24 protein-coding genes and 1 tRNA gene are annotated in these 25,898 nt (G+C 55.1%); 13 read left to right on the top strand and 12 right to left on the bottom strand.

Annotated features, from left to right (window positions below):
- Positions 1-4 precede the first annotated feature (4 nt).
- The 5 genes from AC1UKS_RS20065 to AC1UKS_RS20045 all read left to right on the top strand — a co-directional run bounded on the left by AC1UKS_RS20065 (position 5) and on the right by AC1UKS_RS20045 (position 5,746).
- A complete protein-coding gene (locus AC1UKS_RS20065) occupies positions 5-637 on the top strand; it encodes a lysophospholipid acyltransferase family protein (RefSeq protein WP_482434981.1) in 633 nt (210 codons plus the stop codon).
- Positions 634-2,397 (top strand): bifunctional alpha/beta hydrolase/class I SAM-dependent methyltransferase, encoded by a 1,764-nt coding sequence (locus AC1UKS_RS20060; protein ID WP_482434979.1) that lies wholly within the window; start codon positions 634-636, stop codon positions 2,395-2,397. Before AC1UKS_RS20065 ends, AC1UKS_RS20060 begins: the two co-directional genes overlap by 4 nt.
- Positions 2,390-3,715, top strand: coding sequence for a phosphatase PAP2/dual specificity phosphatase family protein (locus AC1UKS_RS20055; RefSeq protein ID WP_482434978.1), 1,326 nt, complete (start codon positions 2,390-2,392; stop codon positions 3,713-3,715). The genes AC1UKS_RS20060 and AC1UKS_RS20055 overlap by 8 nt, the downstream gene beginning before the upstream one ends.
- Positions 3,694-4,089 carry a hypothetical protein gene (locus AC1UKS_RS20050; RefSeq protein ID WP_482434977.1) on the top strand — a complete coding sequence of 132 codons (396 nt, stop codon included), beginning with the start codon at positions 3,694-3,696 and terminating at the stop codon, positions 4,087-4,089. The genes AC1UKS_RS20055 and AC1UKS_RS20050 overlap by 22 nt, the downstream gene beginning before the upstream one ends.
- Before the next feature lie 256 nt (positions 4,090-4,345).
- Positions 4,346-5,746, top strand: coding sequence for a VasL domain-containing protein (locus tag AC1UKS_RS20045; RefSeq protein WP_482434975.1), 1,401 nt, complete (start codon positions 4,346-4,348; stop codon positions 5,744-5,746).
- Positions 5,747-5,929: 183 nt separating this feature from the next.
- Here AC1UKS_RS20045 and AC1UKS_RS20040 read toward each other — a convergent pair.
- The 5 genes from AC1UKS_RS20040 to aspA all read right to left on the bottom strand — a co-directional run bounded on the left by AC1UKS_RS20040 (position 5,930) and on the right by aspA (position 11,543).
- Positions 5,930-6,005, bottom strand: a tRNA-Phe gene (locus AC1UKS_RS20040).
- A gap of 110 nt (positions 6,006-6,115) precedes the next feature.
- Positions 6,116-6,694, bottom strand: a complete 579-nt coding sequence (gene dicD / locus AC1UKS_RS20035) for a division control transcriptional repressor DicD (RefSeq protein WP_482434974.1) — start codon at positions 6,692-6,694, stop codon at positions 6,116-6,118.
- A gap of 63 nt (positions 6,695-6,757) precedes the next feature.
- A complete protein-coding gene (locus tag AC1UKS_RS20030) occupies positions 6,758-8,482 on the bottom strand; it encodes a protein-disulfide reductase DsbD (protein WP_482434973.1) in 1,725 nt (574 codons plus the stop codon).
- A gap of 208 nt (positions 8,483-8,690) precedes the next feature.
- Positions 8,691-9,992 carry an anaerobic C4-dicarboxylate transporter gene (locus AC1UKS_RS20025; RefSeq protein ID WP_482434971.1) on the bottom strand — a complete coding sequence of 434 codons (1,302 nt, stop codon included), beginning with the start codon at positions 9,990-9,992 and terminating at the stop codon, positions 8,691-8,693.
- Between the two features lie 114 nt (positions 9,993-10,106).
- Positions 10,107-11,543 carry an aspartate ammonia-lyase gene (aspA, locus tag AC1UKS_RS20020; protein WP_106382205.1) on the bottom strand — a complete coding sequence of 479 codons (1,437 nt, stop codon included), beginning with the start codon at positions 11,541-11,543 and terminating at the stop codon, positions 10,107-10,109.
- Between the two features lie 361 nt (positions 11,544-11,904).
- Here aspA and AC1UKS_RS20015 point away from each other — a divergent pair, with 361 nt between their 5' ends.
- From AC1UKS_RS20015 to AC1UKS_RS20000, 4 genes are all read left to right on the top strand, one after another.
- Entirely contained in the window at positions 11,905-12,366 is a 462-nt protein-coding gene (locus AC1UKS_RS20015) for an FxsA family protein (protein ID WP_013200466.1), read from the top strand.
- Positions 12,367-12,578: 212 nt separating this feature from the next.
- The gene (locus AC1UKS_RS20010) at positions 12,579-12,872 is read left to right on the top strand and encodes a co-chaperone GroES (protein ID WP_012442682.1); all 294 of its coding nucleotides are present in this window, start codon (positions 12,579-12,581) and stop codon (positions 12,870-12,872) included.
- 45 nt (positions 12,873-12,917) lie between these two features.
- On the top strand, positions 12,918-14,561 hold the full coding sequence (gene groL / locus AC1UKS_RS20005) for a chaperonin GroEL (RefSeq protein WP_013200467.1): 1,644 nt from the start codon (positions 12,918-12,920) through the stop codon (positions 14,559-14,561).
- A 235-nt stretch (positions 14,562-14,796) separates the two neighbouring features.
- Positions 14,797-15,150: a DUF4156 domain-containing protein gene (locus AC1UKS_RS20000; protein ID WP_013200468.1), complete on the top strand. Its 354-nt coding sequence runs from the start codon at positions 14,797-14,799 to the stop codon at positions 15,148-15,150.
- A gap of 118 nt (positions 15,151-15,268) precedes the next feature.
- Here the strand turns inward: AC1UKS_RS20000 and epmB are convergent, their stop codons facing one another.
- Entirely contained in the window at positions 15,269-16,297 is a 1,029-nt protein-coding gene (gene epmB / locus AC1UKS_RS19995) for an EF-P beta-lysylation protein EpmB (RefSeq protein ID WP_013200469.1), read from the bottom strand.
- Positions 16,298-16,338: 41 nt separating this feature from the next.
- Between epmB and efp the strand changes: the two genes are divergently transcribed.
- The 3 genes from efp (at position 16,339) to AC1UKS_RS19980 (ending at position 17,339) form a co-directional block, all read left to right on the top strand.
- Complete coding sequence (gene efp / locus AC1UKS_RS19990; RefSeq protein WP_013200470.1) at positions 16,339-16,905, top strand: elongation factor P; 567 nt, start codon at positions 16,339-16,341, stop codon at positions 16,903-16,905.
- 59 nt (positions 16,906-16,964) lie between these two features.
- Positions 16,965-17,096 (top strand): entericidin A/B family lipoprotein, encoded by a 132-nt coding sequence (locus AC1UKS_RS19985; RefSeq protein WP_134823302.1) that lies wholly within the window; start codon positions 16,965-16,967, stop codon positions 17,094-17,096.
- Between the two features lie 108 nt (positions 17,097-17,204).
- Positions 17,205-17,339, top strand: coding sequence for an entericidin A/B family lipoprotein (locus AC1UKS_RS19980; protein WP_013200472.1), 135 nt, complete (start codon positions 17,205-17,207; stop codon positions 17,337-17,339).
- 35 nt (positions 17,340-17,374) lie between these two features.
- On the opposite strand, the gene AC1UKS_RS19975 is transcribed toward AC1UKS_RS19980, so the two are convergent.
- The 5 genes from AC1UKS_RS19975 to frdA form a co-directional block, all read right to left on the bottom strand.
- Positions 17,375-17,902 carry a lipocalin family protein gene (locus AC1UKS_RS19975; RefSeq protein WP_265911535.1) on the bottom strand — a complete coding sequence of 176 codons (528 nt, stop codon included), beginning with the start codon at positions 17,900-17,902 and terminating at the stop codon, positions 17,375-17,377.
- Positions 17,903-17,972: 70 nt separating this feature from the next.
- On the bottom strand, positions 17,973-18,314 hold the full coding sequence (gene frdD / locus AC1UKS_RS19970) for a fumarate reductase subunit FrdD (RefSeq protein ID WP_482437056.1): 342 nt from the start codon (positions 18,312-18,314) through the stop codon (positions 17,973-17,975).
- An 11-nt stretch (positions 18,315-18,325) separates the two neighbouring features.
- On the bottom strand, positions 18,326-18,733 hold the full coding sequence (gene frdC, locus AC1UKS_RS19965; RefSeq protein WP_482434969.1) for a fumarate reductase subunit FrdC: 408 nt from the start codon (positions 18,731-18,733) through the stop codon (positions 18,326-18,328).
- A gap of 11 nt (positions 18,734-18,744) precedes the next feature.
- Entirely contained in the window at positions 18,745-19,479 is a 735-nt protein-coding gene (locus AC1UKS_RS19960; RefSeq protein WP_482434968.1) for a succinate dehydrogenase/fumarate reductase iron-sulfur subunit, read from the bottom strand.
- Positions 19,472-21,253 (bottom strand): fumarate reductase (quinol) flavoprotein subunit, encoded by a 1,782-nt coding sequence (gene frdA / locus AC1UKS_RS19955; protein WP_482434967.1) that lies wholly within the window; start codon positions 21,251-21,253, stop codon positions 19,472-19,474. The genes AC1UKS_RS19960 and frdA overlap by 8 nt, the downstream gene beginning before the upstream one ends.
- A gap of 284 nt (positions 21,254-21,537) precedes the next feature.
- Here frdA and epmA point away from each other — a divergent pair, with 284 nt between their 5' ends.
- Positions 21,538-22,515, top strand: coding sequence for an elongation factor P--(R)-beta-lysine ligase (gene epmA / locus AC1UKS_RS19950; protein ID WP_106382199.1), 978 nt, complete (start codon positions 21,538-21,540; stop codon positions 22,513-22,515).
- Between the two features lie 38 nt (positions 22,516-22,553).
- On the opposite strand, the gene mscM is transcribed toward epmA, so the two are convergent.
- Positions 22,554-25,889, bottom strand: a complete 3,336-nt coding sequence (gene mscM, locus AC1UKS_RS19945; RefSeq protein ID WP_482434965.1) for a miniconductance mechanosensitive channel MscM — start codon at positions 25,887-25,889, stop codon at positions 22,554-22,556.
- Positions 25,890-25,898 lie beyond the last annotated feature (9 nt).

Below are 25,898 nucleotides of genomic sequence, written 5' to 3'. Positions count from 1 at the left end.
GCAGATGAACCGTTTTTTACGCTGGGTCTTTACGCTGTGCATCGCGTACCCCATGGTCTGGATTTGGCTGGGCGTTCGCGTGTCGGGTCGCGAAAAACTTCCTGTGGAAGGCCCGGCCATTATCGTGGCGAACCACAACAGCCATCTGGATGTGCTGACGCTGTTCACGCTGTTTCCACTTTCAACGCTGGTGAAAGTGCAGCCCGTGGCGGCGGCAGACTATTTCCTGCGAAACAAAGTGATTGGCTGGTTTGCCCTGAGAGTCATCGGCATCATTCCTGTTTATCGAGGAACCCATCAGGCCAATCCGCTGCAAGCCTGCGTCGATGCGCTGGCCGCAAAGAAAATTGTGATTATTTTCCCTGAAGGTACGCGCGGCGAGCCAGGGAAATTTTCAGAGATCAAATCCGGTATCTGGTATCTAAGCCAGCAGTGTCCGGAGGTGCCGATTATCCCCGTCTATTTGAACGGGCTGGACCGTTCGATGGGCAAAGGCCAGAAAATCCCCGTGCCGTTTTTTATTGACATTTTTATCGACGAGCCGCTGTTTTACGACGCGGATAAAGTCACGTTTAAACAATCGTTATTCACTCGTTTTGTCACATTACAACAGCAGGCGACAAGGAAAATTACATGAGTCAGGAAGCGCGTATATTTCAGGAAAGTACACTTGCAACCACCGATAAAGAGTCGCTTTATTTTCGCCACTGGCCTGCAACGGAAGGCAACGGTAAGAAAGTGATCGTGCTGTTTCACCGTGGGCACGAACATTCCGGGCGTCTGCAGCACATTGTCGATGAGCTGGTCATGCCCGATACGCATTTCTACGCCTGGGATGCTCGCGGCCACGGCCAGTCTCCGGGGACTCGTGGTTACAGCCCGAGTCTGGCTCGCTCTGTTCTGGACGTGGATGAGTTTGTGCGCTTCGTGGCGAAGGACGCACAGGTCAGCCTTGAAGATATCGTAGTGATTGCGCAGAGCGTGGGGGCGGTGCTGGTCTCCACCTGGGTTCATGACTATGCGCCGAAAATTCGGGGAATGGTGCTGGCTTCTCCGGCCTTTAAGGTCAAACTGTATGTGCCGTTTGCCCGCACTTGCCTTGCGTTGATGCAGCGGATCCGTGGCCTGTACTACGTCAACTCCTACGTGAAAGGGAAATTCCTTACCCACGATCCGGAGCGTGTCGCCAGCTTTGAACAGGATAAGCTCATCACGCGGGCAATCGCTGTAAATATTCTTCTCGATCTCTACAAAACCGCCGAACGTATTGTTTCCGACTCTGCCGCCATCACGCTGCCCACTCAGTTGCTTATCTCGGGCGATGATTTTGTGGTGCACGCAAAGCCGCAAAAACAGTTCTACGCCGGTCTGCGCAGCGCCATCAAAGAGCAGCATATTTTGCCTGGCTTCTACCACGATACGCTGGGTGAAAAAGACCGCGCCCTGGCCTTCGATAAAATAAAAACCTTTATCGATAAACTCTATGCGGCAAAGCTTTGCACCTTCGATTACAGCCATGAAGACCAGTGGAGCCCGAGCGCCGACGCGTACCGTGAGTTGCAGGCACCGCCAAAAGCACGCTCGCTGGAAGGGATGTTCTATTCCTCGTTAAGCTATTGCATGAAAACGGTCGGCAGACTGTCAAAAGGGATGCGTCTGGGCTACGAGACGGGCTTTGATTCCGGCAGCACGCTGGATTATGTGTACCGTAACTACCCAGAAGGTAGAAGTATTCTGGGGCGCATGATAGACAGACACTACCTCAACAGCATTGGCTGGCAGGGGATCCGGATACGAAAAATCAATATTCAGCAGGTCATAGAGCAGGCGGTCATCCGGCTGAAAGAGAATGATATGCCGATACGCGCGTTGGATATTGCGGCCGGACACGGGCGTTATGTGCTCGACGCGCTGGAAAAAAATCAGAATATCGAAAGCATCCTGCTGCGTGATTACAGTGACCTGAACGTCGAAAAGGGCCAGGCCATGATTGAAGGGCGGGGGTTAAGCCATCTCGCTCAGTTCAAAAAGGGCAATGCCTTTGACTATGATTCTCTCGCCACACTTGATCCCGCTCCAACTTTGGGGATCGTTTCCGGGCTGTATGAACTCTTCCCGGACAACGCCTTAATCAAAGCCTCGCTCGCGGGGCTGGCTGCGGCAATACCGCCTGGCGGCGTGGTGGTCTACACCGGGCAGCCGTGGCATCCGCAGTTAAAAACCATCGCTTATACATTAACCAGCCATCAGAACGGCATTCCGTGGATGATGCGTGTGCGTACTCAAAAAGAGATGGACACGCTGGTGGAGCAGGCGGGCTTCGAGAAATGCCATCAGGTGATTGATGAGTTTGGCATTTTTACCGTCTCGATGGCCGTGAGAAAGCCGCATGACTGAGTCCGTGCTCATGCAAAACAAATACAGCCTCTGGAAACAGGGGCTGTACTGGCTGCTGCTGTTAGGGCCGCTGTTCTTCCTCAGCTATGGGCAGGTGAATCAGTTCACGGCTATGCGTCATGACGTCGGAAGCATGGTTTTTGACTGGGAACATGCGATCCCGTTTATGCCGTGGAGCATCGTGCCTTACTGGAGCATCGACCTGCTATACGGTATTTCGCTCTTTATCTGCACTTCAAAACAAGAGCTGACACGCCATGGCTGTCGGCTGTTTGCCGCATCGCTAATTGCTTGTGCTGGCTTTCTTCTTTTTCCTCTGAAATTCACCTTCATTCGCCCGGAAACGCAGGGGATGTTCGGCTGGTTATTTGAGCAGCTCGAGCAGTTTGATTTGCCTTATAACCAGGCCCCGTCGCTGCATATCATCCTGACGTGGCTGTTGTGGCTGCGTTTTCGCCAGCATCTGGGGAAGGGCGCAAGACTGCTTTCCGGTGCGTGGTTTTTGCTGATTGCGGTGTCTGTGCTCACCACCTGGCAGCACCATTTCATCGATGTTGTTAGCGGGTTCGTGGTCGGCGTGATGATTAGCTATGCCATTCCGGTTGAAGGCCGTTGGCGATGGGAGCGTTCGTCAGCGCACGCCTTGCGGCTCGCCATGAAATACTGTGCTGGCGGGTTCGTGTTTTTACTCGTGGGATGGTTCATTCCATACGCTTTCATTTTGCTGTGGCCGGCTGCAGCGTTATGGATGGTGGCGGTGGGCTATGCCGGACTCGGGGTGCGGGTGTTTCAGAAAAACAGCCACGGTGATTTATCCCTCTCTGCCCGCTGGCTGTTTTTCCCTTATTTAGCCGGGGCATGGCTTTCAAAAAAATGGTTTTCCCGACGAATAGCTCTGAGCAACGTCATCTATGACGGCGTAGCATTGGGCCGCTTTCCGGATAAAATCGTGGAGCAGGCCGCAGTTCTCGATCTGACGGCGGAATTTCATAAAGGCAGCCGCAAAACAGAGTGCTGGGAAGCTTATCCGTTGATGGATTTAGTTGTGCCGAAAATTCAGGATATCCGGCAGGCCGCCATGAAGCTCTACCTGATGCGACAGGTACATGAAAGTGTACTTGTTTGCTGCGCTTTAGGCTTATCCCGCAGTGCAACCGTTGTTGCGGCCTGGTTGCTGATTGAAGGGCATGCCACATCAGTATCTCAGGCTGTGGTATTAATCAAATCCCGGCGCCATCAGGTGGTACTTATGCCCGCTCACATTCAGGTTCTGGAAACGTTCAACGAGGAGTTGCAATGTCATCAGGTATCACCATGACCAGCCGAATCATGCAAATTCATCTGTCGAGCTGGCGCTACTTTGCTGCCCTGACGCTGCTGCCGTTGGCGCTGATCTTTAACCTCTTATTTTCAGCCGATTGCGTGTTGCTGATGGGGCTCTTTTTGCTGACACATTATTACTGTTGGCGTCTGTGGCTGGATGAACGACTTTTCCAGCTCATTGAAAGTGAAAGCGATCTCGCTGAATTTGATAACGGGATGGCGCATTTGTGGGCAAAAAGAAAGGGGAGCCCCCGCTCTCTTTTTGAGCGTTGGTACGGGGCTAAAGTTCTATTTTATAGAGCTATTTTTTCATTGGTGACGCTGTGGTTTTTTTTATTGTGCATAGTCATTTACAGGGCTCTAAGTTAATTAGTCAGGACTTAAATGACTTTGAATTCCCGTATGCGTTAAACGTTAATTTTTAAGGTTTTAGATCCTGAAGGGACCCTGAAAAGCGTCGCTTTTGACCGGGGGATGAGATAAAGAACCTTTCAGCAATAGGCTGATTTAAAACATTGCCAACCCGATAGCCCTACAGTATTTGCAGACACTCGAATATGCAAAAAGCGAAGCCGCATAAACAATAACCTTCAATAGCTCCTTATACGTCAATGGATATCAGGTCATGAATGACACCTCCTCCCGTAAAATCAAAACCGGTAACGACCCGCGTACGCTGGCGGATTATGCCGCCCTGCGTGATGAGCTGAGCAAACTGTCCCATCCCGCGCGGCCCGATGTGAACTGGCGCTATGCCGAAAAACTGTGTCTTTCGCTGTTTGAGCAAAATGGCGTGGAGCTACAGACGGCGGCCTGGTACACGCTCGCCCGCACGCAGCTGGCCGGGCTGTTTGGCCTGAATGAAGGATTGTCTATCCTGGAGGCATTGATAAGCCATCAGTGGGGCGCGCTCTGGCCGCAGCCTGTGCACGCCCGCATGGAGATCCTCAGCGGTCTGAGCCAGCGTATCCAGCAGCTGATGCGCACCTTACCGTTGAACTACAGCGACCTCAGTCAGCTGTATCGTGCCGAGCAGCAGCTTACCCGTCTGGGGGACATTCTCCAGCGGCTGGAGCTTAAGCATCTTAGCCAGCTTGATGCATTGCGTAGCCAGATGCATAACAGCGCTGTCCGGCTGGAGAACAGCGACGGCGCCGCTGGCACGTGCACTGCGATTCAACCCGATGTTGTGCTGCCCGCACCGGCAACTGACGGCCAGGTAAGCTGGGTTAGTGCCCCGTCCGGTCGTCCGGCGGCAGATAAATATGAGCGCATTAACGCGGTTAAGTGGGTGTATGTGGCGCAGCCGGAACCTCAGCCGAATGTGGCGGTGTCGACGACGCTCCCGGCACCGGCAAAACGCTGGAAATCCTTCGCGGGCGGGATGATTACCATGCTGGCGGCAGGAAGCGGCGCACTGTGGGGATGGCATGCTTTCAAGCGACCTGACCTGCTGCAGGTGCAGCTGGCGGCATCGCTGGCCCCGCTACCCGCGATCCTTTCTCCCGCACAGCGGGATAGCCTGCGTCAGCAAGCGTCGTTATCGCCCCAAATTACACAAACCCAGCGGCAGCTTGCCCGCCTGGCGCAGTTACCGACGGGCTGGAATATCGATTACGGTCGTCAGCTGGTCGAACAGGCGCAGATACTGTGGCCGGAGCAGGCCAAACCGCTGGTGCAGGCGTGGCAGCAACAGCAGAAGGCCAATGGGTTGCCCGCCGAAAGCTTGACTGGCTGGCATCAGGGGATGACCCGGTTGGCGGAACTGAGCGATCGGCTGAGCAGGCTGGATGAACAGAAGGGGAAATACATGACGGTCAGCGAACTGAAATCTGCCGTGTTTGCCACCCTGCAGTCATTTAATCAATCGATTCCGGCTGAGGAGCAGCTGCGGGCATTGTCACAAACGCCCACGGGACAGCCTTTGCCTGCTGCAGCCAGAGCGCAGCTGGAGATGCATCTGAAGCAGCTAACGGCGAGTTATGCAGAAATTAAGCAGAATGCGTTAACAGGAGAAAGAGGCTAACAACGAAGAGTGTGTGAAGCGAGTTTCATTCGCGTGCCAGAGGGCTATCAGGGAGGTAGCCACTCTGGAAAATACCATGGCATCCCTCTCGGTCACTTTTCCAGGTCACCCGGCCAGGCTCTGACGTATTACTCTGCGCCAGAAACGAAAAAAGCCTCGCTTTTCAGCAAGGCCTTATAAATATGGTGCCCGGACTCGGAATCGAACCAAGGACACGGGGATTTTCAATCCCCTGCTCTACCGACTGAGCTATCCGGGCAACGGGGCGCATTAAACCGTAAAGGCCGTCTGGCGTCAACGGCTTTGTCACAAAAATCCCGTATAGCGCGACTGAGTGATTGCTTTTCAATCAGTCGGCGCGGTTTTTGCTCAGGCCAGCGCACCATTCTTACGACACAACGCAATGCTCAGTACATCCTCCGCCAGCGTGCGGGCCGTCACCACTTCCTGCACGTTCCGCGTCACCAACAGGCGGCTGAGGCAGCCTTCAAGGATTAACTCCATCTGATGGGCAACCAGCGTGGGATTGTCGGTTTCCAGCGCGGATAACAAATCGTGCGTGTACTGCCAGGAGGCGCGTTTCTGGAAGTCAGCCACCTGATGGATGGGATGGTCCGGCTGCGGATAAAAACTGCAGGCGGCAATAAACAAACAGCCCGGATAGCGTTGATTATTTACCGCGTCTTCCAGCACCTGATAGCGCGCCATTAGCTTTTGTTCTGCCTTCAGCGTCTCATCCAGCAACAGCTTACGTCGCCAGATATCTATCTGCTCGCTGTGATAACGCAGGGCGTCATACAGCAGCGCTTCGCGGTCTGGCCAAAAGCGTTGCAGATCCTCTAACTGACAGTCCACTGCCTGCGCCATATCGGCGAAAGAGGTGGTGGCCGCCAGGCCTTTTTGCTCGAGTACGTTCAGCGCATGCTCGAGTACCTGTTCACGTTGCAAGTGACTCTCCTCTTGAATGCTCGTTTCGCGGTTCTTAACCGGGAAATCACGCCTTAGTGTCGTTTACTGCGCCAGTTTCTGCAAATGCTGCTGAAACGCGGCGGCATCCATAAAGCCGGTGACGCGAGAATGGGGGATCTCATGACCGTTGGCATCGAAGAACAAAATGGTCGGCAAACCCAGCACCTGCAGCTGTTTTAGCAGCGCGCTATCCCGGGCATTATTGGCCGTGACATCGGCTTGCAGCAGCTGAGTATGGATCAGAGCGTTTTGCACTTCTGGCTGGCTGAAGGTGTATTTTTCGAATTCTTTGCAGGCCACACACCAGTCAGCGTAAAGGTCGACCATCGTGATACGTCCCTGCGCATTTTGCAGCGCGTGGGAGAGCTGCTCAGTATCGCTAATCCGGGTAAAGTTCAGATGCGCGATAGCCGCATTTTGACCGGGTGAAGCAAATGCCCAGTCCTGCAGCGGACGTGCAGCAACCAGCGCCGCCGCCAGCATCAGGATTTGTACCAGTCGCAGCCAGCCATTGTTCGACTTAAGACTGATAAAGGCCCAGCCGAAGAAAGCGACACCCAGCAGGCTCCATAACCGCAGCCCCCACTGATCGCCAATCACCCGTTCCAGCAGAAACACCGGCAGGGCAAGGATCACAAAACCAAACCCTTCTTTGATGGTTTGCATCCAGGCACCGCTTTTCGGCAACAAACGGTTGCCAAACACCGTCACGGCAATCAGCGGCAGCCCCATTCCCAGCGCGTAAAGATAGAGCGTGCCAGCGCCCGCCAGCATATTGCCGCTTTGGGCGATGTAAAGCAGGATCGCGCTAAGCGGCGCGGTGGTGCACGGAGAGCAAATCAGCCCGGCCAGTGCACCCATGAGAAACACACCGGTCAGCGATCCGCCTTGTTGACGGTTGCTCCACAGCGCCAGCCGGGTTTGTAGCGAAGAAGGGAGCTGCAGCGTGAACAGGCCAAACATCGACAATGCCAGCAGAATAAACAGCACCGACAAGCCAATCAGTATCGCCGGGGCCTGCAGTGCCGCCTGAAAACGCAGGCCAGCGGCGGCCACAATCACGCCCATCACCGTGTAAGTCAGCGCCATTCCCTGCACGTAGACCATCGCCAGGGCAAACAAACGGCCCGCCGAATATTGGCGATTGCCGCCGAGAATAATGCCGGAAATCAGTGGGTACATGGGCAGCACGCAAGGGGTGAAGGCGACACCAATGCCGATCAGCAGTGCCCACAGCGGCGAGAACGGCAGGTTTTCAGTCGGCGCGGTCTGGACGCTGACCGGTGCAGGTGTTGAAGTCGCTGCCTGAGAAGCCGGGGTGGCATCACCGGCCTTCACTTCATCCAGCGGCACGCTGCGTGTTTCCGGTGGATAGCAGAAGCCCGCGGCAGCACAACCCTGATAGGTGACGCTCACCGTCGCCCCTTTATCCGCCTGCTGCAGGACTAAAGGCAGCGTCAGGCTTTCGGGGTAAATTTCACTTTTGCCGTAGAACTCATCTTCATGAGGGGTTCCTTCAGGCAGGGTAAAGTCGGCGAGCTTTGCGCCGTTAGCCGAGATTTTGATCTGCTGGCGATAGAGGTAATAACCGGGTTTCACCTGCCAGCTCAGGGTCAGCGTGTTGGCTTGCTGATTGAAGTCAAAAGCAAAGGCCTGATCAACCGTACCGAAATGGTTGCCGGTTTGTCCGAACAGCGAGGCCGCCGCATTCAGGCTGAACAGCGTTGTAAACAGAATAAAAATCAGTGTTGTAATGCGCTTAGACATAACGGTAACCACGTTCTCCATGTTGGGCTGAGTCGGGCAGAGGGCTGAAGGCGTTCCGGCAGCGCTCTGACGGAGCTCAGAGGGGTGCCCTCGGGGCGAGGCAAACTATAACATGGCGTTACGGCAGGGAGTTTTTCAGGATGTAACCGGTGAAAGCATGGCGGAAGTCACTCCGCCCTGCTTCAGCGCGTGCCGGGGCCGTCTGTGGCTATAGAATCAGATGCCCAAAGATAAAGCCAAACAGCACGGACAGTGCAATGGCCAGCGTGCCCGGCACAATAAACGAGTGGTTAAAGACAAACTTGCCAATGCGCGTTGAACCGGTATCGTCCATTTCTACCGCGGCCAGCAGCGTAGGGTAGGTTGGCAAGACAAACAGCGCGGAGACGGCAGCGAACGATGCCACGGCGGTGATGGGCGAAACGCCGAGCATCAGCGCGGCAGGCATCAGGGCTTTGGTAGTCGCGGCCTGCGAGTAAAGTAGCGTGGAAGCAAAGAACAGGATCACTGCCAGCATCCACGGATAATCGGTCAGCAGATCGCCCGCAACCTGCTGGATCTCGCCAATATGTGCTTTCACAAAGGTATCACCGAGCCAGGCCACGCCCATCACGCAAATACAGGCGCTCATGCCGGATTTGAAGGTGCTGGCAGAAAGGATTTTGGCGGTATCCACTTTGCAGGTGAAGCAGATTATCGCCGCCACGGTCAGCATAAAGACCACAATCGCTTCATTACGCGGCAGCACCGGATGGGTAATCAGGCCAACGGTATCGCTGATGGCGGTGGCATACAGCACCACCGCAACAATGCCCAGCAGGAACAGCAGCACCGACAGTTTTGCGCCGGGTTTCGCTTCAAAAACGCCTGCGCCACGCAGCACCGTTTCGCCTTTCGCCAGCCGCTGTTGGTAAATGGCATCTTCCTTCAGCTCTTTGCCGAGGAAGTTGGTGATCAGCGCCGCAAGGAAAATGGCGATCATGGTTGAGGGGATGGAGACGGCAAGCAGCGCCAGATAGCTGATGCCTTTTGGCTCCAGAATCCCCGCCAGAAACACCACCGCCGCTGAAATTGGCGAGGCGGTAATGGCAATCTGCGAAGCGACTACCGCGATTGATAACGGACGGGAAGGGCGAACCCCTTGCTCTTTTGCCACTTCCGCGATCACCGGTAACGTTGAAAATGCCGTGTGCCCGGTTCCCGCCAGCAGCGTCATAAAGTAGGTCACCAGCGGCGCGAGGAGGGTGATATAGCGTGGATGCTTTCTCAACAGACGTTCAGCCAGGCTGACCAGGTAATCCATCCCTCCGGCGACCTGCATGGCGGCAATGGCGGCAATCACTCCCATAATGATTTCGATGACGTCGAAGGGAATGACGCCCGGCTTGATTTGGAAGCCCAGCGTTAAAATTAACATGCCCACACCGCCGGCAAAACCGATGCCAATGCCGCCCAGCCGCGCTCCCAGATAAATCGCCAACATGACGACAAGTAATTCCGGCACAATCATGATCTGCTCCTTGGGTTTTTTTGATAACTAGCCGTTAATAATTTGTAGGCTTTGCCATAAAAAAAGGCACGTCGTTCTGCGAACGCCCGTGCCTTAAAGGTCTAGATTAAGCTGTTATTGTTCATTTTCATCGGTATAACGTTTGGCTTTATATACCGGGAACATCAGGTTCTGCGTTGAGAAAATATCATCGAGTTCGGCTTCGGTGAGTAACCCGCGCTCCAGCACCACTTCCCGCACGCTTTTGCCCGTCTCGGCACAAATTTTGCCAACAATATCGCCATTATGGTGGCCGATGTACGGGTTGAGGTAGGTCACGATGCCGATCGAGTTAAAGACATAGGCCTCACACACCGCTTTGTTGGCGGTAATGCCGTTAACGCATTTTTCCAGCAGATTCGAACAGGCATTGGTCAGAATATGCACCGACTCAAACAGGGCCTGGCCGATAACCGGTTCCATCACGTTCAACTGCAGCTGGCCTGCTTCAGACGCCATGGTCACGGTGACGTCATTGCCGATCACCTTGAAGCACACCTGGTTGACGACTTCTGGCACCACCGGGTTCACTTTGGCCGGCATGATAGAAGAACCGGCCTGCAATTCCGGCAGGTTGATTTCATTCAGCCCGGCGCGCGGCCCGGAAGAGAGCAGGCGCAGGTCATTACAGATTTTGGAGAGCTTGACCGCCAGGCGTTTGAGCGCGCTGTGCACCATCACATAGGCACCGCAGTCTGAGGTTGCTTCAATCAGATCTTCTGCAGGAACGCAGGGCAGGTTGCTGACTTCCGCTAACTTCTGCACCGCCAGCGCCTGGTAACCGTCCGGCGTATTCAGGCGTGTGCCGATGGCCGTCGCGCCCAGATTCACTTCCAGCAGCAGTTCGCCGGTGCGTAGCAGGTTCTTGATCTCTTCATTCAGCAGCACGCTATAGGCGTGGAATTCCTGACCGAGGGTCATTGGCACCGCATCCTGCAACTGGGTACGGCCCATTTTCAGAATGGTTTCAAACTCAACGGCTTTGCGCTGGAAGCCTTCGCTCAACTGGCCGATAGCATCCAACAGCTTCAAAATAGAGGTATACACCGCGATACGAAAACCGGTCGGGTAGGCGTCATTGGTGGACTGGCACTTGTTGACGTGGTCATTCGGATTGAGGAACTGATACTCCCCTTTCTGATGGCCCATCAACTCCAGACCAATATTGGCCAGCACTTCATTGGTGTTCATGTTGACCGAGGTACCGGCTCCGCCCTGATAGACATCAATCGGGAACTGGTCCATGCATTTGCCGTTGTTCAGCACTTCATCGCAGGCCTGAATGATGGTGTTAGCGATATGGCGGGGAATGGTCTGCAACTCTTTATTGGCCATCGCGGCGGCTTTCTTCACCATCACCATGCCACGAACGAACTCAGGGATATCGCTGATTTTACTGTTACTGATATAGAAATTTTCAATCGCACGCAGAGTGTGAACACCGTAGTAAGCATCTGCCGGAACTTCACGCATACCTAACAGGTCTTCTTCGATACGAATGCTATTTGTCATGAGAACCTTCTTGTTTTTGCTACCGGATACACCCAATCATTCGGTGTAGATCATCACAATCAAAGTGAATCTTTGGTCATGAACAGCCTCGGCCGACATTTTATCCATTTGCGGTAGACTGAGCACGATCATATTCTGTTAAGGGCGAAAAGCCTGAATCCAGATCACTTAAATTGCGTTCATTTTCAGCCATCTTCGACACAGTGTGATGCGTGTCACATGTCGCTGACCAACATGAATTTCGTATAAGGTAGTTGAAAAATGCTCTGTAAGAGCCCATTTCATTACTCTACGATCGTGACGATCCCTCTTTTTGCCGTCCCGCTGTAAGCGAGATGGCCCGGACAGACAGGAGACTGCGGTGCGCTGGTTACCGTTTTTAGTGCTATTTATTCTCGCCTGGATTGAGATCACCATTTTCATCCAGGTGGCCCACGTGATGGGCGTGCTGCTGACGCTGCTGCTGGTGGTGTTCAGCTCCCTGATCGGTATCTCACTGGTAAAAAACCAGGGGATGAAAAACTTTATGCTGATGCAGCAGAAGCTGGCGGTGGGCGACAGCCCTGCCGCGGAGATGATCAAGAGCGTTTCGTTGATCATCGCCGGCTTCCTGCTGCTGCTGCCGGGGTTTTTTACCGACTTCCTCGGGTTGCTGCTGTTGCTGCCGCCGGTGCAAAAGCATCTGACGCTGAAGCTGATGCCGCATCTGAAAGTCTGGCGGGGTGCCGGCGCTGGCCCGGACAGTGGCTTCACCGTTGACGGTGAATTCGAGCGAAAAGACAGCAAACTGCTTGAACACGACGATCCAGAGGATCGCCGATAACTGAGCCGAAGGCGGGATTTCCCGCCTTTTTGCTTTTCAGGGGAAACGATTGCCTGTTATTTGCGCAGTTGGTTCGCAGAAGCGAAATTTTTATTTTTTTCCCCTTGAAAGCCCCTCCGCCAGGCCCTATCTCTTTCGTCACGAGGTCGGTGCCAGTGAAGCCCGGCGTTCATCCCAAAAACCTGATTGGACTTCTCAAAGGAGAGTTATCAATGAAAATTCGTCCATTGCACGACCGTGTTATCGTCAAGCGTAAAGAAGTGGAATCTAAATCAGCTGGCGGCATCGTGCTGACTGGCTCCGCAGCCGGTAAATCTACCCGTGGCGAAGTACTGGCTGTTGGCAATGGCCGTATCCTGGAAAGCGGCGATGTGAAACCGCTGGACGTGAAGGTTGGCGACGTCGTCATCTTCAGCGAAGGTTACGGTGCTAAAACTGAGAAAATTGACAACCAGGAAGTGCTGATCATTTCTGAAAGCGACATTCTGGCAATTGTTGAAGCGTAATTACGCGTAACTCACTGAACAAACGAATTTAAGGGATATTTTAAGATGGCAGCTAAAGACGTAAAATTCGGTAATGACGCACGCGTAAAAATGCTGCGTGGCGTTAACGTACTGGCAGATGCAGTAAAAGTTACCCTGGGCCCGAAAGGCCGTAATGTGGTTCTGGATAAATCTTTTGGTGCACCGACCATCACTAAAGATGGCGTATCTGTAGCACGTGAAATCGAACTGGAAGACAAGTTCGAAAACATGGGTGCTCAGATGGTGAAAGAAGTGGCCTCTAAAGCGAACGACGCTGCAGGCGACGGTACCACCACCGCAACCGTTCTGGCTCAGTCTATCGTTAACGAAGGTCTGAAAGCCGTTGCTGCGGGCATGAACCCAATGGATCTGAAGCGCGGAATCGACAAAGCGGTTATCCACGCTGTTGAAGAACTGAAAAAACTGTCTGTGCCTTGCTCTGATTCTAAAGCGATTGCTCAGGTGGGTACCATCTCTGCTAACTCCGATGAAACCGTGGGCGAACTGATTGCTCAGGCGATGGAAAAAGTCGGCAAAGAAGGCGTGATCACCGTTGAAGAAGGCACCGGCCTGCAGGACGAGCTGGACGTGGTTGAAGGTATGCAGTTTGACCGTGGCTACCTGTCCCCGTACTTCATCAACAAGCCAGAAACTGGCGCAGTAGAACTGGAAACCCCATTCATTCTGCTGGCTGACAAAAAAATCTCCAACATCCGTGAAATGCTGCCAGTTCTGGAAGCCGTGGCGAAAGCCGGCAAACCGCTGCTGATCGTTGCTGAAGATGTTGAAGGCGAAGCGCTGGCTACGCTGGTGGTTAACACCATGCGCGGTATCGTGAAAGTGGCTGCGGTTAAAGCACCTGGTTTCGGCGACCGTCGTAAAGCTATGCTGCAGGACATCGCTGTGCTGACTGGCGGTACCGTCATCTCTGAAGAGATCGGTATGGAGCTGGAAAAAGCGACGCTGGAAGATCTGGGTCAGGCAAAACGCGTTGTGATCAGCAAAGACACCACCATCATCATCGATGGCGTTGGCGAAGAAGCAACTATCTCTGGCCGTGTTTCTCAGATCCGTCAGCAGATTGAAGAAGCGACCTCTGATTACGATCGTGAAAAACTGCAGGAGCGCGTAGCGAAACTGGCAGGCGGCGTTGCCGTTCTGAAAGTGGGCGCAGCCACTGAAGTTGAAATGAAAGAGAAGAAAGCGCGCGTTGAAGATGCCCTGCACGCGACCCGTGCTGCGGTTGAAGAAGGCGTGGTTGCTGGTGGTGGTGTTGCGCTGGTTCGCGTGGCGTCTAAACTGGGCGATCTGCGTGGCCAGAACGAAGACCAGAACGTGGGTATCAAAGTTGCGCTGCGCGCAATGGAATCTCCACTGCGTCAGATCGTTTCTAACGCCGGTGAAGAGCCTTCAGTTGTCACCAACAAAGTGAAAGCGGGCGAAGGTAACTACGGTTACAACGCGCAGACTGAAGAATACGGCGACATGATCGACTTCGGTATCCTGGACCCAACTAAAGTGACCCGTTCTGCGCTGCAGTACGCGGCCTCTGTTGCCGGTCTGATGATCACCACCGAGTGCATGATCACCGACCTGCCGAAAGGCGACACCCCTGACTTAGGCGGTGGCGGTATGGGTGGTATGGGTGGCATGGGCGGCATGATGTAATGCCTGCCGGCTGGCTATAACGCTCTCCTTCGTCTTTGACGGGAAGGGCAGCCTCCTGAAAACCCCCGTTTTATAACGGGGGTTTTTCTTTTTGGGGGGAAGATAGTAAAGTTAGGGCGCAAGCAGTAGCCCGAACAAGGATTTATCTGTGTTGGGCAACGGAAGCTTCACCAAGGTTGTCGATTTCCGGTACGCTCAGAACTGATTCTGATGATGATAATAATGGGGATTTAAAATGCGGATTAAGGTCTTGCTGGGACTTTCAGTAGCGACTGCGCTGCTGGCAGGCTGTAGCAGCAGTTCTAACACCCTGAGTGCTGCGGGTGAGCGCGTCAGCTTCACCGACCAGCAACCAGCCAAAGAGTGCCAGCTGCTGGGCAACCTGACCGGCGAACAGAGCAACTGGTTGAGCGGTGCAGGCGGCGGCGAAAGCAGCTCGCTGCGTGGCGCGGCCAACGATCTGCGCAACCGTGCGGCAGAGATGGGCGGCAACACCATTTACGGTGCAACCAGCCCAACACAGAATATCTGGTCAAGCTTTGCCCCGCTGGACAGCAAAATGAGCGGCCAGGTGTATAAGTGCCCTTAACCGTTTGCGGAAAGCCTCTGTCGTCTGGGCCGCGTTATCGCTGCCGGTAGAGTGTTTAAAGCAGATAAAAAAGCGGGGAGGATCGATGATCCTCCCCGCTGTTGTTTTAAGGATCGGATTAAACCTGTCTTAGCTGTAAATCGAGCGGCGTTTTACTCGGTTCTCCGCCAATTTCACGGGCCAGTTTCGGCACCATATAGCCGGAAACGTTGGCCAACAGTTCCCGCATAATCGCCCTGGCATCGTCATCCGACACGTAGAAATGCGCCGCACCCTGTACTTTATCCAGCACATGCAGGTAATAAGGCAGCACGCCGGCATCAAACAGCGCGTTGCTGAGCGTCGCCAGCGTGGTCGCATCGTCGTTGATATTGCGCAGCAAAACGCTCTGGTTAAGCAGCGTCACGCCCGCGCTCTTCAGCAGTTGCAACGCGTCCCGCAGCGCGTCATCAATCTCCTGGGCGTGATTAATGTGCGTCACCATCAGCACCTGCAACCGCGACTGCGCCAGACGCTGGCAGAGCGTGCGGGTGATGCGGCTGGGGATGACCACCGGCAACCGGCTGTGGATGCGCAGGCGTTTCAGGTGGGGGATCTGCTCCAGTTCGCCGATCAGCCAGTCCAGTTCGCTGTCTTTTGCCATCAACGGATCGCCACCGGAGAAAATAATCTCATCCAGTTCTGGCTGCTCTCGGATATACTCCAGGGCTTGCTGCCAGTTGCGCTTGTTTCCCTGGTTATCCTGGTAGGGAAAATGGCGGCGGAAACAGTAGCGGCAGTTAACCGCACAGCCGCCTTTGACCAGCAACAGCGCACGATTGCGATATTTATGTAACAGACCCGGCACCACGCTGCTCTGCTCATCGAGCGGGTCAGTACTGTAACCCGGAGCATCAACAAACTCCTGGCTGGCGGTGATTACCTGCAGCAGGAGCGGATCTTGTGGATCGCCTTTTTGCATTCTGGACGCGAAGGCCCGTGGGACGCGCAGGGCAAACAGACGTCGGGCATCACTGCCGGCCGTCAGCTCCGGGTGCGAATCGAGGCCTAAAAGTTGCAGTAATTCATTTGGGTCGGTGATTACATCCGCAAGTTGATGCAACCATTCTTCTCGCGAAGGGGTTTTTAGGGTTACAATGTGTGCCATTTTTTTGGCTTAGTACCAGTATTAAATTGTAGAGGGCCTTTATGGCGACTTATTCTAGCAACGATTTCCGTCCCGGTCTTAAAATCATGTTCGAAGGCGAACCTTACGCTATCGAATCGAGCGAGTTCGTTAAACCAGGTAAAGGTCAGGCTTTTGCACGCGTAAAAATGCGTCGCCTGCTGACCGGCACTCGCGTTGAGAAAACGTTCAAATCTACCGACTCCGCTGAAGGCGCAGACGTGGTAGATACTAACCTCAACTACCTGTACAACGACGGTGAGTTCTACCACTTCATGCACCCGGAAACCTTCGAACAGCATCCTGTTGAAGAGAAGACCGTGGGCGATGCCGCTAAATGGCTGCTGGATAACGCAGAATGTATCGTAACCCTGTGGAACGGCAAGCCGATCCAGGTGTTGCCACCAAACTTCGTTGAGCTGGAAATCACTGATACCGACCCAGGCCTGAAAGGCGACACCGCAGGTACTGGCGGCAAGCCAGCCACGCTGTCTACCGGTGCCGTGGTGAAAGTGCCATTGTTCGTGCAGATTGGCGAAGTGATCCGTGTCGATACCCGTTCAGGCGAATACGTTTCTCGCGTGAAATAAGCCCGATGAAGTGGGCCTGACGGTCAGGCCCTTTTCTTTAACGATGTGAGCTGAATCAGATGATGAAGTGGTTAAAACTCATTGCTGTCGCAGTGTTTATGACCAGTGCGCTCAGCGCCTGCAATACCTTCCACGGTTTTGGTGAGGATGTTCAACACCTCGGCGGTGCTATCTCACACGCAGCCAACTAGTCTCTCTTCGCAAAAAATGTCCTTTTGCTACCTGCCTCAATAGCATGTGGTTAAATTACGGCTATGCTTAATTCGCTGTACTTTACTTCACGCTAAAAGGACATTCTCATGTTAAAGAAAAGTATTATTTCAATTCTTTCTGTACTGGTGCTCTCTTCGGTGCTCACAGCTTGTAATACCACGCGTGGCGTGGGTGAAGACGTGTCAGCCGGTGGCCAGGCGATTCAAAAAAGCGCTCAGTAATTACGGTGCCGGTGCTCCCGCACCGGCCTCATTGTTTACTTCCCCTGTTTCACCCAAATCAGCTTGCTGACATCAAAGCCATTTTCACGCGCCTTCGCTAACAACGACGCTTTGACCTGATCCGAAATGTGCGGCGTGCGGGAAAGGATCCACAGATAGTCCCGGTTCGGACCGCTCACCAGCGAATACTGATAGTCATTATCCAGCGCAATCACGTTATATCCGCCATAGAACGGGCCAAAGAAGGAGACCTTCAGGGCCGCGCGGCTCTGTGGTCCGGTAAAGTAGGCTTTACCTTCACTCTGCTGCCAGCGCTGCTTCTCGACGTTATAACCGCGATTAATGACCTTCAGACCGCCATCATCACGCTTGCTGTAGCTGGCGGTGACATGATCGAGTCCGCGTTCAAACGAGTGATCCAGCCTGGCGATTTCATACCAGTCACCCAGATAAAGATCGGCATTAAAGCCTTCGACTGGCGTCACGCCCTTGGGCGGCGTGGTGCTACAGGCAACGGAGAGGAGGGCAACGGTGCCAGCGACCAGATTTTTCCACAGAGACATAGGCTATTCCTTTACGATTGAATAGCTTGAGTATAGAGGAAGTTTAGGCGGCAGGGTTGCCGCCTGTGGATTACAGGGTGATTACCCCAATAGCCGTTACCACGGTGAGGATCGCCGCCAGCCCATAGAACAGCCATTTAGCGGCGGGAACGTGAAGGCGAATGTCGTGCATGCCGTGATGAAGCCGGTGCAGTGCGCACCATACCGGCATCACTATCATTAGAAACAGGAACAGACGGCCGGGCAGGGTTTGTGCGACCTGCAGCAGGTGCGTATAGCTGAGTCCCCGTTCCGTACCGATGCCCAGCGGAAGGAGGATGCCAGCCAGCACCACCACCACCGGCGAGACGATCGCCGCCCACATGCCTCCGGCACCAAACAGCCCCCAGAACACCGGTTCATCTGAACGCATGGCCTTATTTCTCACAGCGACTCCTTAATAAGCAGTGCCCATGTCAGCAGGATCAGGCTGACCACCACCATCGTCAGCCACAGCCCTTTAATCACCGGGGCGGGAGACATTTTTTTGCCCCCCAACACGATGACCTGAGCTTTGGGTGCCAGCTCAAACCAGGTTTTGCTGTGCAGCAAGGCGGCGGCCAGTGCGACGAGATTGATCAACAGCATTAATGGATGTTGTAAAACTGCGACGAACGCCTGCCAGCTCTGCTCGCCATCCTTCAACGCAAACAGCCCGAAAATCATCTCGAGGCTGAACCACAGCGCCGGCAATGCCGTGGCTTCGCGCAGCATGTAAAAACGGTAATAGCCAGACTTCTGCCACCAGTTAGCGGTCATCGGGCGATGGAAGGGTTTCCGTTTGGTTGTCATTTCTGGGCTCCCTACTGCGGTCTGAGGGTGGTGATAAGGTAATCCTGGGCGCTTGCCACTTTGCTTTGCTGGATCGCCGCCGCAGGATCGACATGTTTCGGGCAGACCTCCGAGCAGAAACCGACAAAGGTGCAGGGCCAGACGCCGTTATCGCCGTTGAGCGTCGGCATTCGCTGCGCCTTGCCTTGATCTCGGCTGTCCAGGTTGTAGCGATGTGCCAGGGTGATGGCCGCCGGCCCAATAAATTCCGGGTTGAGGCCAAACTGCGGGCAGGCGGCGTAACACAGGCCGCAGTTGATGCAGCCGGAGAACTGATGATATTTGGCCATCTGAGCCGGCGTTTGCCGCTGAGGGCCGCGATCGGCATTGCGGCCATTACCGATGATCCACGGTTTTACCGCCTCCAGGCTTTCGATAAAGCGGCTCATATCCACAACCAAATCCCGCTCGACCGGGAAGTGGGCCAGCGGTTCGACCAGCAGGCCGTCGGGGTAGTGACGCAGAAAGGTTTTGCAGGCCAGTTTTGGGATGCCATTGACCATCATGCCGCAGGAGCCACATATTGCCATGCGGCAGGACCAGCGGTAGGACAGGTCAAACGCCAGGTTATCTTTGATAAACCCCAGCGCATCGAGCAGAGAAGTCTGGTCATCCCAGGGCACGTCGAAGATCTCATGACGCGGTACCTTATCGGACTCCGGGTTATAACGCTGAACGGTGATTTTACAGCGAGCGAGTTCACTCATGGACAGCCTCCTTACCTTCAGACTCGGCACCATAGACGCGTTTCGCCGGCGGCAGCCGGGTAATCTTAACGTCATCCCAGCTGACTTCAGGTGCACCGTCAGGGCGATAAAAACTCAGGGAGTGTTTCAGATACTGCGCGTCATTGCGGGTGGTACAGCCTTCATCCAGCCGCTGATGCGCACCGCGAGACTCTTTACGCTGGATCGCGGCGTGCGCCATACATTCGGCGACGTTCAGGCCGTGCGCCAGCTCGATGCTGTACAGCAGTTGGGTATTGAAGACGCTGGAGGTATCGCTGATGTGCAGATGCTTGCAGCGTTCTTGCAGCTCGGCCAGTTTGTCGATGGTTTTCTGCATCAGCTCTGGCGTGCGATAAATCCCGCAGCCTTCTTCCATCGCCAGCCCCATCTCATCGCGCAGTTCAGACCAGGTCTCTTTGCCCTGTTGATTGACCAGCCCATGCAGGCGCTTTTCACAGTCCCGAGCCTGAGCCTGCAACGCACTGGCGGGTTTTTTGTGAACCTGTACCGCATGTCTTGCCGCACTTTCCCCGGCAAGCCTGCCGAATACCGCCAGTTCAGCCAGCGAGTTAGACCCGAGGCGATTGGCACCATGCAGGCCGACCGACGAGCATTCCCCGACGGCGAACAGACCGGCGATGCGCGTTTCACACTGCGCATTGGTTTCAATCCCGCCCATGGTGTAGTGCGCGGTGGGCCGCACCGGGATCGGTGCCTGAGCCGGATCGACGCCGATATAGGCTTTACTCAGCTCACAGATAAACGGCAGGCGCTCAACCAGCTTTTTCTGACCCAGGTGGCGTAAATCCAGATGCACCACATCACCACGCGGCGTGGCAATGGTGCGGCCTTTACGCCACTCATGCCAAAAGGCCTGCGAAACCTTGTCACGTGGGCCAAGCTCCATATATTTATTTTTTGGCTGACCCAGCGGCGTTTCCGGCCCCATGCCGTAGTCCTGCAGGTAGCGATAGCCGTCCTTATTGACCATGATGCCACCTTCGCCCCGACAGCCTTCGGTCATCAGGATCCCCGAGCCGGGCAGGCCGGTGGGATGGTATTGCACAAACTCCATATCCCTCAGCGGCACGCCATGGCGCAGCGCCATGCCCATGCCATCCCCGGTCACGATGCCGCCATTGGTGTTGTAGCGATAAACCCTGGCGGCGCCGCCGGTTGCCAGCACCACCGCACCGGCATGAATATGGACCAGCGTCCCTTCCATCATATTCATCGCCACCACGCCGCGCGCTTCGCCTTCATCGACCAGCAGATCCAACACGAAGTGCTCGTCAAAGCGCTGGATTTGCGGGTATTTCAGCGAGGTTTGAAACAACGTGTGCAGCATATGGAAGCCGGTTTTATCGGCGGCAAACCAGGTGCGCTCAATCTTCATGCCGCCGAAGCGACGCACGTTGATGGTGCCATCGTCGCGACGGCTCCACGGGCAGCCCCACAACTCAAGTTGGGTCATTTCCCGTGGGCAATGTTCAACAAAATAGTCGACCACATCCTGCTCGCACAGCCAGTCTCCACCTGAAACGGTGTCCTGGAAATGGAGATCGAAACTGTCGTGGGACTGCGTCACCGCGGCGGATCCGCCTTCGGCGGCAACGGTGTGGCTGCGCATCGGATAGACTTTAGAGACCAGCGCAATAGTCAGGGTGGGATTTGCTTCAGCGGCGGCAATCGCGGCGCGGAGTCCAGCTCCGCCAGCGCCGACGATAACCAGATCGGCAGTACAGGTTTGCACGGTGTTCTCCCTGTCAATGTGTCAGAAGAGGGGGAAAGGGAGGAGAATCCTCACTTTTTCCAGGGAGAACAGTATAAAACTGGCCATTGGCGCTAAACTTGATTTGTTCGGGTATTAGTATGAGAAATAAACAGAAAAAGCGGGATCTGAGCGAGGTTTTTTGCCATTCAAATCGGCTATTGCGCGGCGAATTTCACCGAAAAGAGGAATTTCCCGCGGCAAATTTGTGTGTTTATCTCCGTACGGGTAGACTGCTTCACCCTGTCTGATGAGGAGTAGAAACAATGAGCGATACGGCCAGCTGGCTGCCTGGCGCTTCGATAAGCAATTTACTGAAGCGTGCGGCGATTATGGCGGAAATTCGGCGATTTTTTGCCGATCGTGGGGTGCTGGAAGTGGAAACCCCGGCGATGAGCCAGGCCACGGTGACCGATGTTCATCTGGTTCCTTTTCAGACGCGTTTTGTCGGCCCCGGTGCCGCGCAGGGTCTCGATCTCTATCTGATGACCAGCCCTGAGTACCATATGAAGCGCCTGCTGGCGGCGGGAAGTGGACCGATCTTCCAGCTCTGCCGCAGCTTCCGCAATGAGGAAGCCGGACGTCACCATAATCCTGAATTTACCATGCTGGAGTGGTACCGCCCGCATTACGATATGTACCGGCTGATGAACGAGGTCGATGACCTGTTACAGCAGGTGCTGGAATGCGCACCCGCCGAAACGCTCTCGTATCAGCAGGCTTTTATCCGCCATCTGGAAATGGATCCGCTGTCGGCGGATAAAACGCAGATGCGTGAAGTGGCGGAAAAACTGGGCGTGGGCGATTTGGCTAACCGCGAAGAAGACCGCGACACCTTATTGCAGCTGCTGTTTATGATGGGTGTGGAGCCGCAAATCGGGAAAGATAAGCCGGCGTTTGTGTATCACTTCCCGGCCAGTCAGGCGTCTCTGGCGGAGATCAGCACCGAAGATCACCGCGTGGCGGAGCGCTTTGAGGTCTACTTCAAGGGGATTGAGTTAGCAAATGGTTTCCGCGAGCTGACCGACAGCCGTGAGCAGAAGCAACGCTTTGACCAGGATAACCGCAAGCGCGCGGCGCGCGGTCTGCCTCAGCAGCCGATCGATACCAATTTGCTGGATGCGCTTGCGCACGGCATGCCAGATTGTTCCGGCGTGGCGTTAGGCGTCGATCGTATCGTGATGCTGGCGCTGAAAGCCGACTCCCTGAGTGAGGTGATCGCCTTCCCGGTCGATCGCTGCTAAACCCTTCCCAGAGGTGGCGGTCTGCCGCCTCTGCTGCCTTACAATCCGCCTGATTTATAGGTTCTTGCCGCCGGTGCGCCATTCTGCGCGGGCGTCTTGCGTCCAATCGTCTCCATACGCACCTGGAAAGGTGGGAACGGCATTTCCAGCCCGTGTTCCTGATATCCCCGCAGGATCAGCTGGTGCAGTTCATGGCGCAGCGGCATACGGTGACCCATTTCTGCGGCGTGAATACGCAACTCAAACAGTTGAATACCCTGTTGCAGGTCGACCAGATAGGCTTCCGGCGGTGGCGCTTCCAGCACGTACTGACAGCGATTGGCGGCGGTGAGCAGGACGCTGGTCACTTCTTCACTGTTGGCTTCGGCAGAGGCCGGGATGGTCAGCACCACGCGCGTCACCGAATCGGACAGCGACCAGTTAATAAATTGCTCGGTGATAAAGGCCTTATTCGGCACGATAATCTCTTTGCGGTCCCAGTCGGTAATGGTGGTGGCTCGGGTATTGATTTTGGTAATGCTGCCGGTCAAATCGCGGATGGTGACGGTATCGCCAATACGGATCGGCTTCTCGAACAAAATAATCAGACCGGAGATAAAGTTGGCGAAAATCTCCTGCAAACCAAACCCTAATCCGACACCCAATGCGGCGACCAGCCACTGCAACTTCGACCAGTCGACGCCAATCATTGAGAACCCGGCCAGCCCGCCGACAAAAATCAGCACGTATTTGGTTAGCGTGGTGATCGCATAGCCGGTGCCTGGCGTCAGGCTCAGGTGCTGCAACAGCGCCAGTTCCAGCAGCGCCGGCATATTGCGCACCAGTTGAGTGGTGATAATCAGCACCAGAACGGCAATCAGCACCGATCCCAGGGTGATCGGCTGCAGGCTTTCAACGCCCTGCACGGTGGTGCTCGCATCCCACAGATGGATGTTTTCGAGGAAGCCGAATGCCGAGTGGATCTCTGACCACAGCACAATCACCGAAATCAGCGCAACCAGCGTCAGAATTGAACGTACCAGTCGCAGAGACTGCGCACTGATAGCATCCAGATCGATGACCGGCTCTTCCACTTCAAGCGTATCGGAGTTGCTCTGATGAGCGACCGCTTCCTCTTCGCCTTTCGCACGTTGGGCGAGGATCTCAGCACGGCGAGTTCGCGCACGGTCAAAGGCAATACGGCGACGCTGAATCAGCATCCAACGGCGGATAATGTGGTAAATCACCAGCAGCAGGAACCAGATGGCGACGGAGGTTTCCAGCCTGGCCAGTAGCGCCTGCGACGTCGCCAGGTAGCCAATGCATGACGCCAGCGCAGCAAACAGGGGAATGCAGATCATCAGATTCCACAGCAGCTTGTTGATCAGGTTGTCACCGCTGCCTTCTTTGTCCAGATGTAGCGGGATCCCGGCACGCTTCAGGCTGATGGTCACCAGGCTTATCGCGCCACAAATCAGGATAAAACAGAGCCTTCCCAGCGTGGCGGAGAACTGCCGATCTTCCAGATTATCGAAGCTTATCAGCAGCATAATCAGTGGAACCACCAGACCGATGCACAACGAGTAGAAGCGCATCGCGCGGGCCACGCGCGCCTGAGGCCAGCGGAAGTGAATAATGAACAATCCCTGCGGACGGGCAAACGCCGCGCTGATCATAAACACCCACAGCAGCGGCACGGTCGCCGTTATGCCATCGCCAATTGCTACTGCGATAGGGTACGGCCATGCGTGTTGCAGGCCATAGCCCAGCGCCATCCACAGCACCGGCAAGGGCACGGCCACCAGAATCGACCAGAACACCGTCCGCATGGTCAGGCCAAAACGATCCTGCGTAACTTTGCCGACCTTGCTGGCCGAGCGGGTCATAAAATCACGATAATGGCGGCGGGAGCTGAGGCTGAAGCCAACCAGCAGCACGGCACCAATTATCGGGATGACGGTTTCGCGGCTGGTAAACATCATCACCATCGCGCCGCCAAGCTGATCGAGCGTATCCAGCGACAGCAGGCTTTTCAGATCCCGCGCCAGATCCATCGGGAAATTCAGGCTTAAGGCGTTCACGTCCGCGGTCCAGAACAGGTAGCGGTGCGTCGCCTCTTTCACTTCATTCAGCGCATCTTCCAGCTGACCATTTGCCACCTTCAGCTTGGTCACTTCGAGGATCAGGTTGTCACAGCCTGACAGCAGCGAACTGATCAGCTCGCGCTGGGTTTTGATCTGCGCATCCAGAATGCGTTTCTGTTCCGCGGTGAGCGGCGTGCCGTCATCCTGTTTAATCTGCAGCAGCTGCTGCTGACGTTCGAGCAGGTCTTCATAGCGCAGACGTTGCACCCGCAGTTCGCCCATCTCATTATCAAGCTGCTGCGGTTTCGGCATATCAGGGAGGCGTGCAACCTGCGCGCGCAGTGCCTCGCCCAGCACGTTAGAGACGCCAAGCCACTGCGACTGCTCGCGGATGGTGCTCAGCGCCTGACGCACCTGAATGGTCTGGTTATTGGCGGTGCGTTGCTGCGAGGCCACCAGGTCCATGCGCTGGGCCTGCTGATTGAGGTCATTGGACAGTTCGCGGTTAACCCGGAACTGTTTATCGAGATTCTTTGGCAGATCGCCGCTGTTCTCTGCCAGTTGCTCGGTGCGCTCAAGAGCGATTTCGGCTTCGCGCTGACGACGGCTATTGAGCTGGTTACGTAAATCCTGCAGATAGGCATCGAGCTGTGCGGCTTTACGCTGGTGAAGTTCACCGCGCATTCTTGCCAGCTCCTGACGATTGTTGGCCGACAGTTGAGCCAGTTCCAGCTCATCGACTTTGGCTTTCTGCGCTGCCGATTCCGCCTGACGGGAAGCCAGCTGCGCCTGGGCTAACGGCGTGGTGGCGGAAGGCTGTCCTTGCAGACGGCGTTCAATGTCGTTTAGCGCCCGGCGGGCTTCGGTTTGTTGTTGCGGAAGTTGCGCCAGTGAATCGCTGATCTCCCGGGCGCGATCCTGTTCCTGCTGGGCCTGGCGACCTTCTTCAATCAGCTGGCTGCTGACCTGCAGGATCTCCTGGTCGAGTTCAGGTGCCGTCATGGTATTGCTGATGGTTTTCGGGTTATCCGTCAGCGCGGCGATCTGCTGGCGCAGATCGCGTGAAAGTTTCGGGAAACCATCGATAACCTGCTGATAGGCATCTGAATTGGCCTGAGATTTCTGCATCTCATCCAGCCAGTTCAGCGTCGCCTGCAGCGCGTCTATCGTTTCCGCCTGATTCGGCGTGGTCTTGTCCGACTTAGCGTCCTCAAGCTGCTGCTTGATTTGAGCAGTATCCGGGGCGCTGGCGCCCCAGGCGGGCTGGAGGAGCATCCAGCCGAACAAAATTGGGAGGATCAGGCGTAACATAGGTGTCTG

The sequence above is a fragment of the Erwinia sp. AK-PDG3-5 genome (assembly GCF_056821705.1).
The sequence above is the reverse complement of the archived record's forward strand: the minus strand, read 5'-3'. Positions and strand labels throughout refer to the sequence as shown.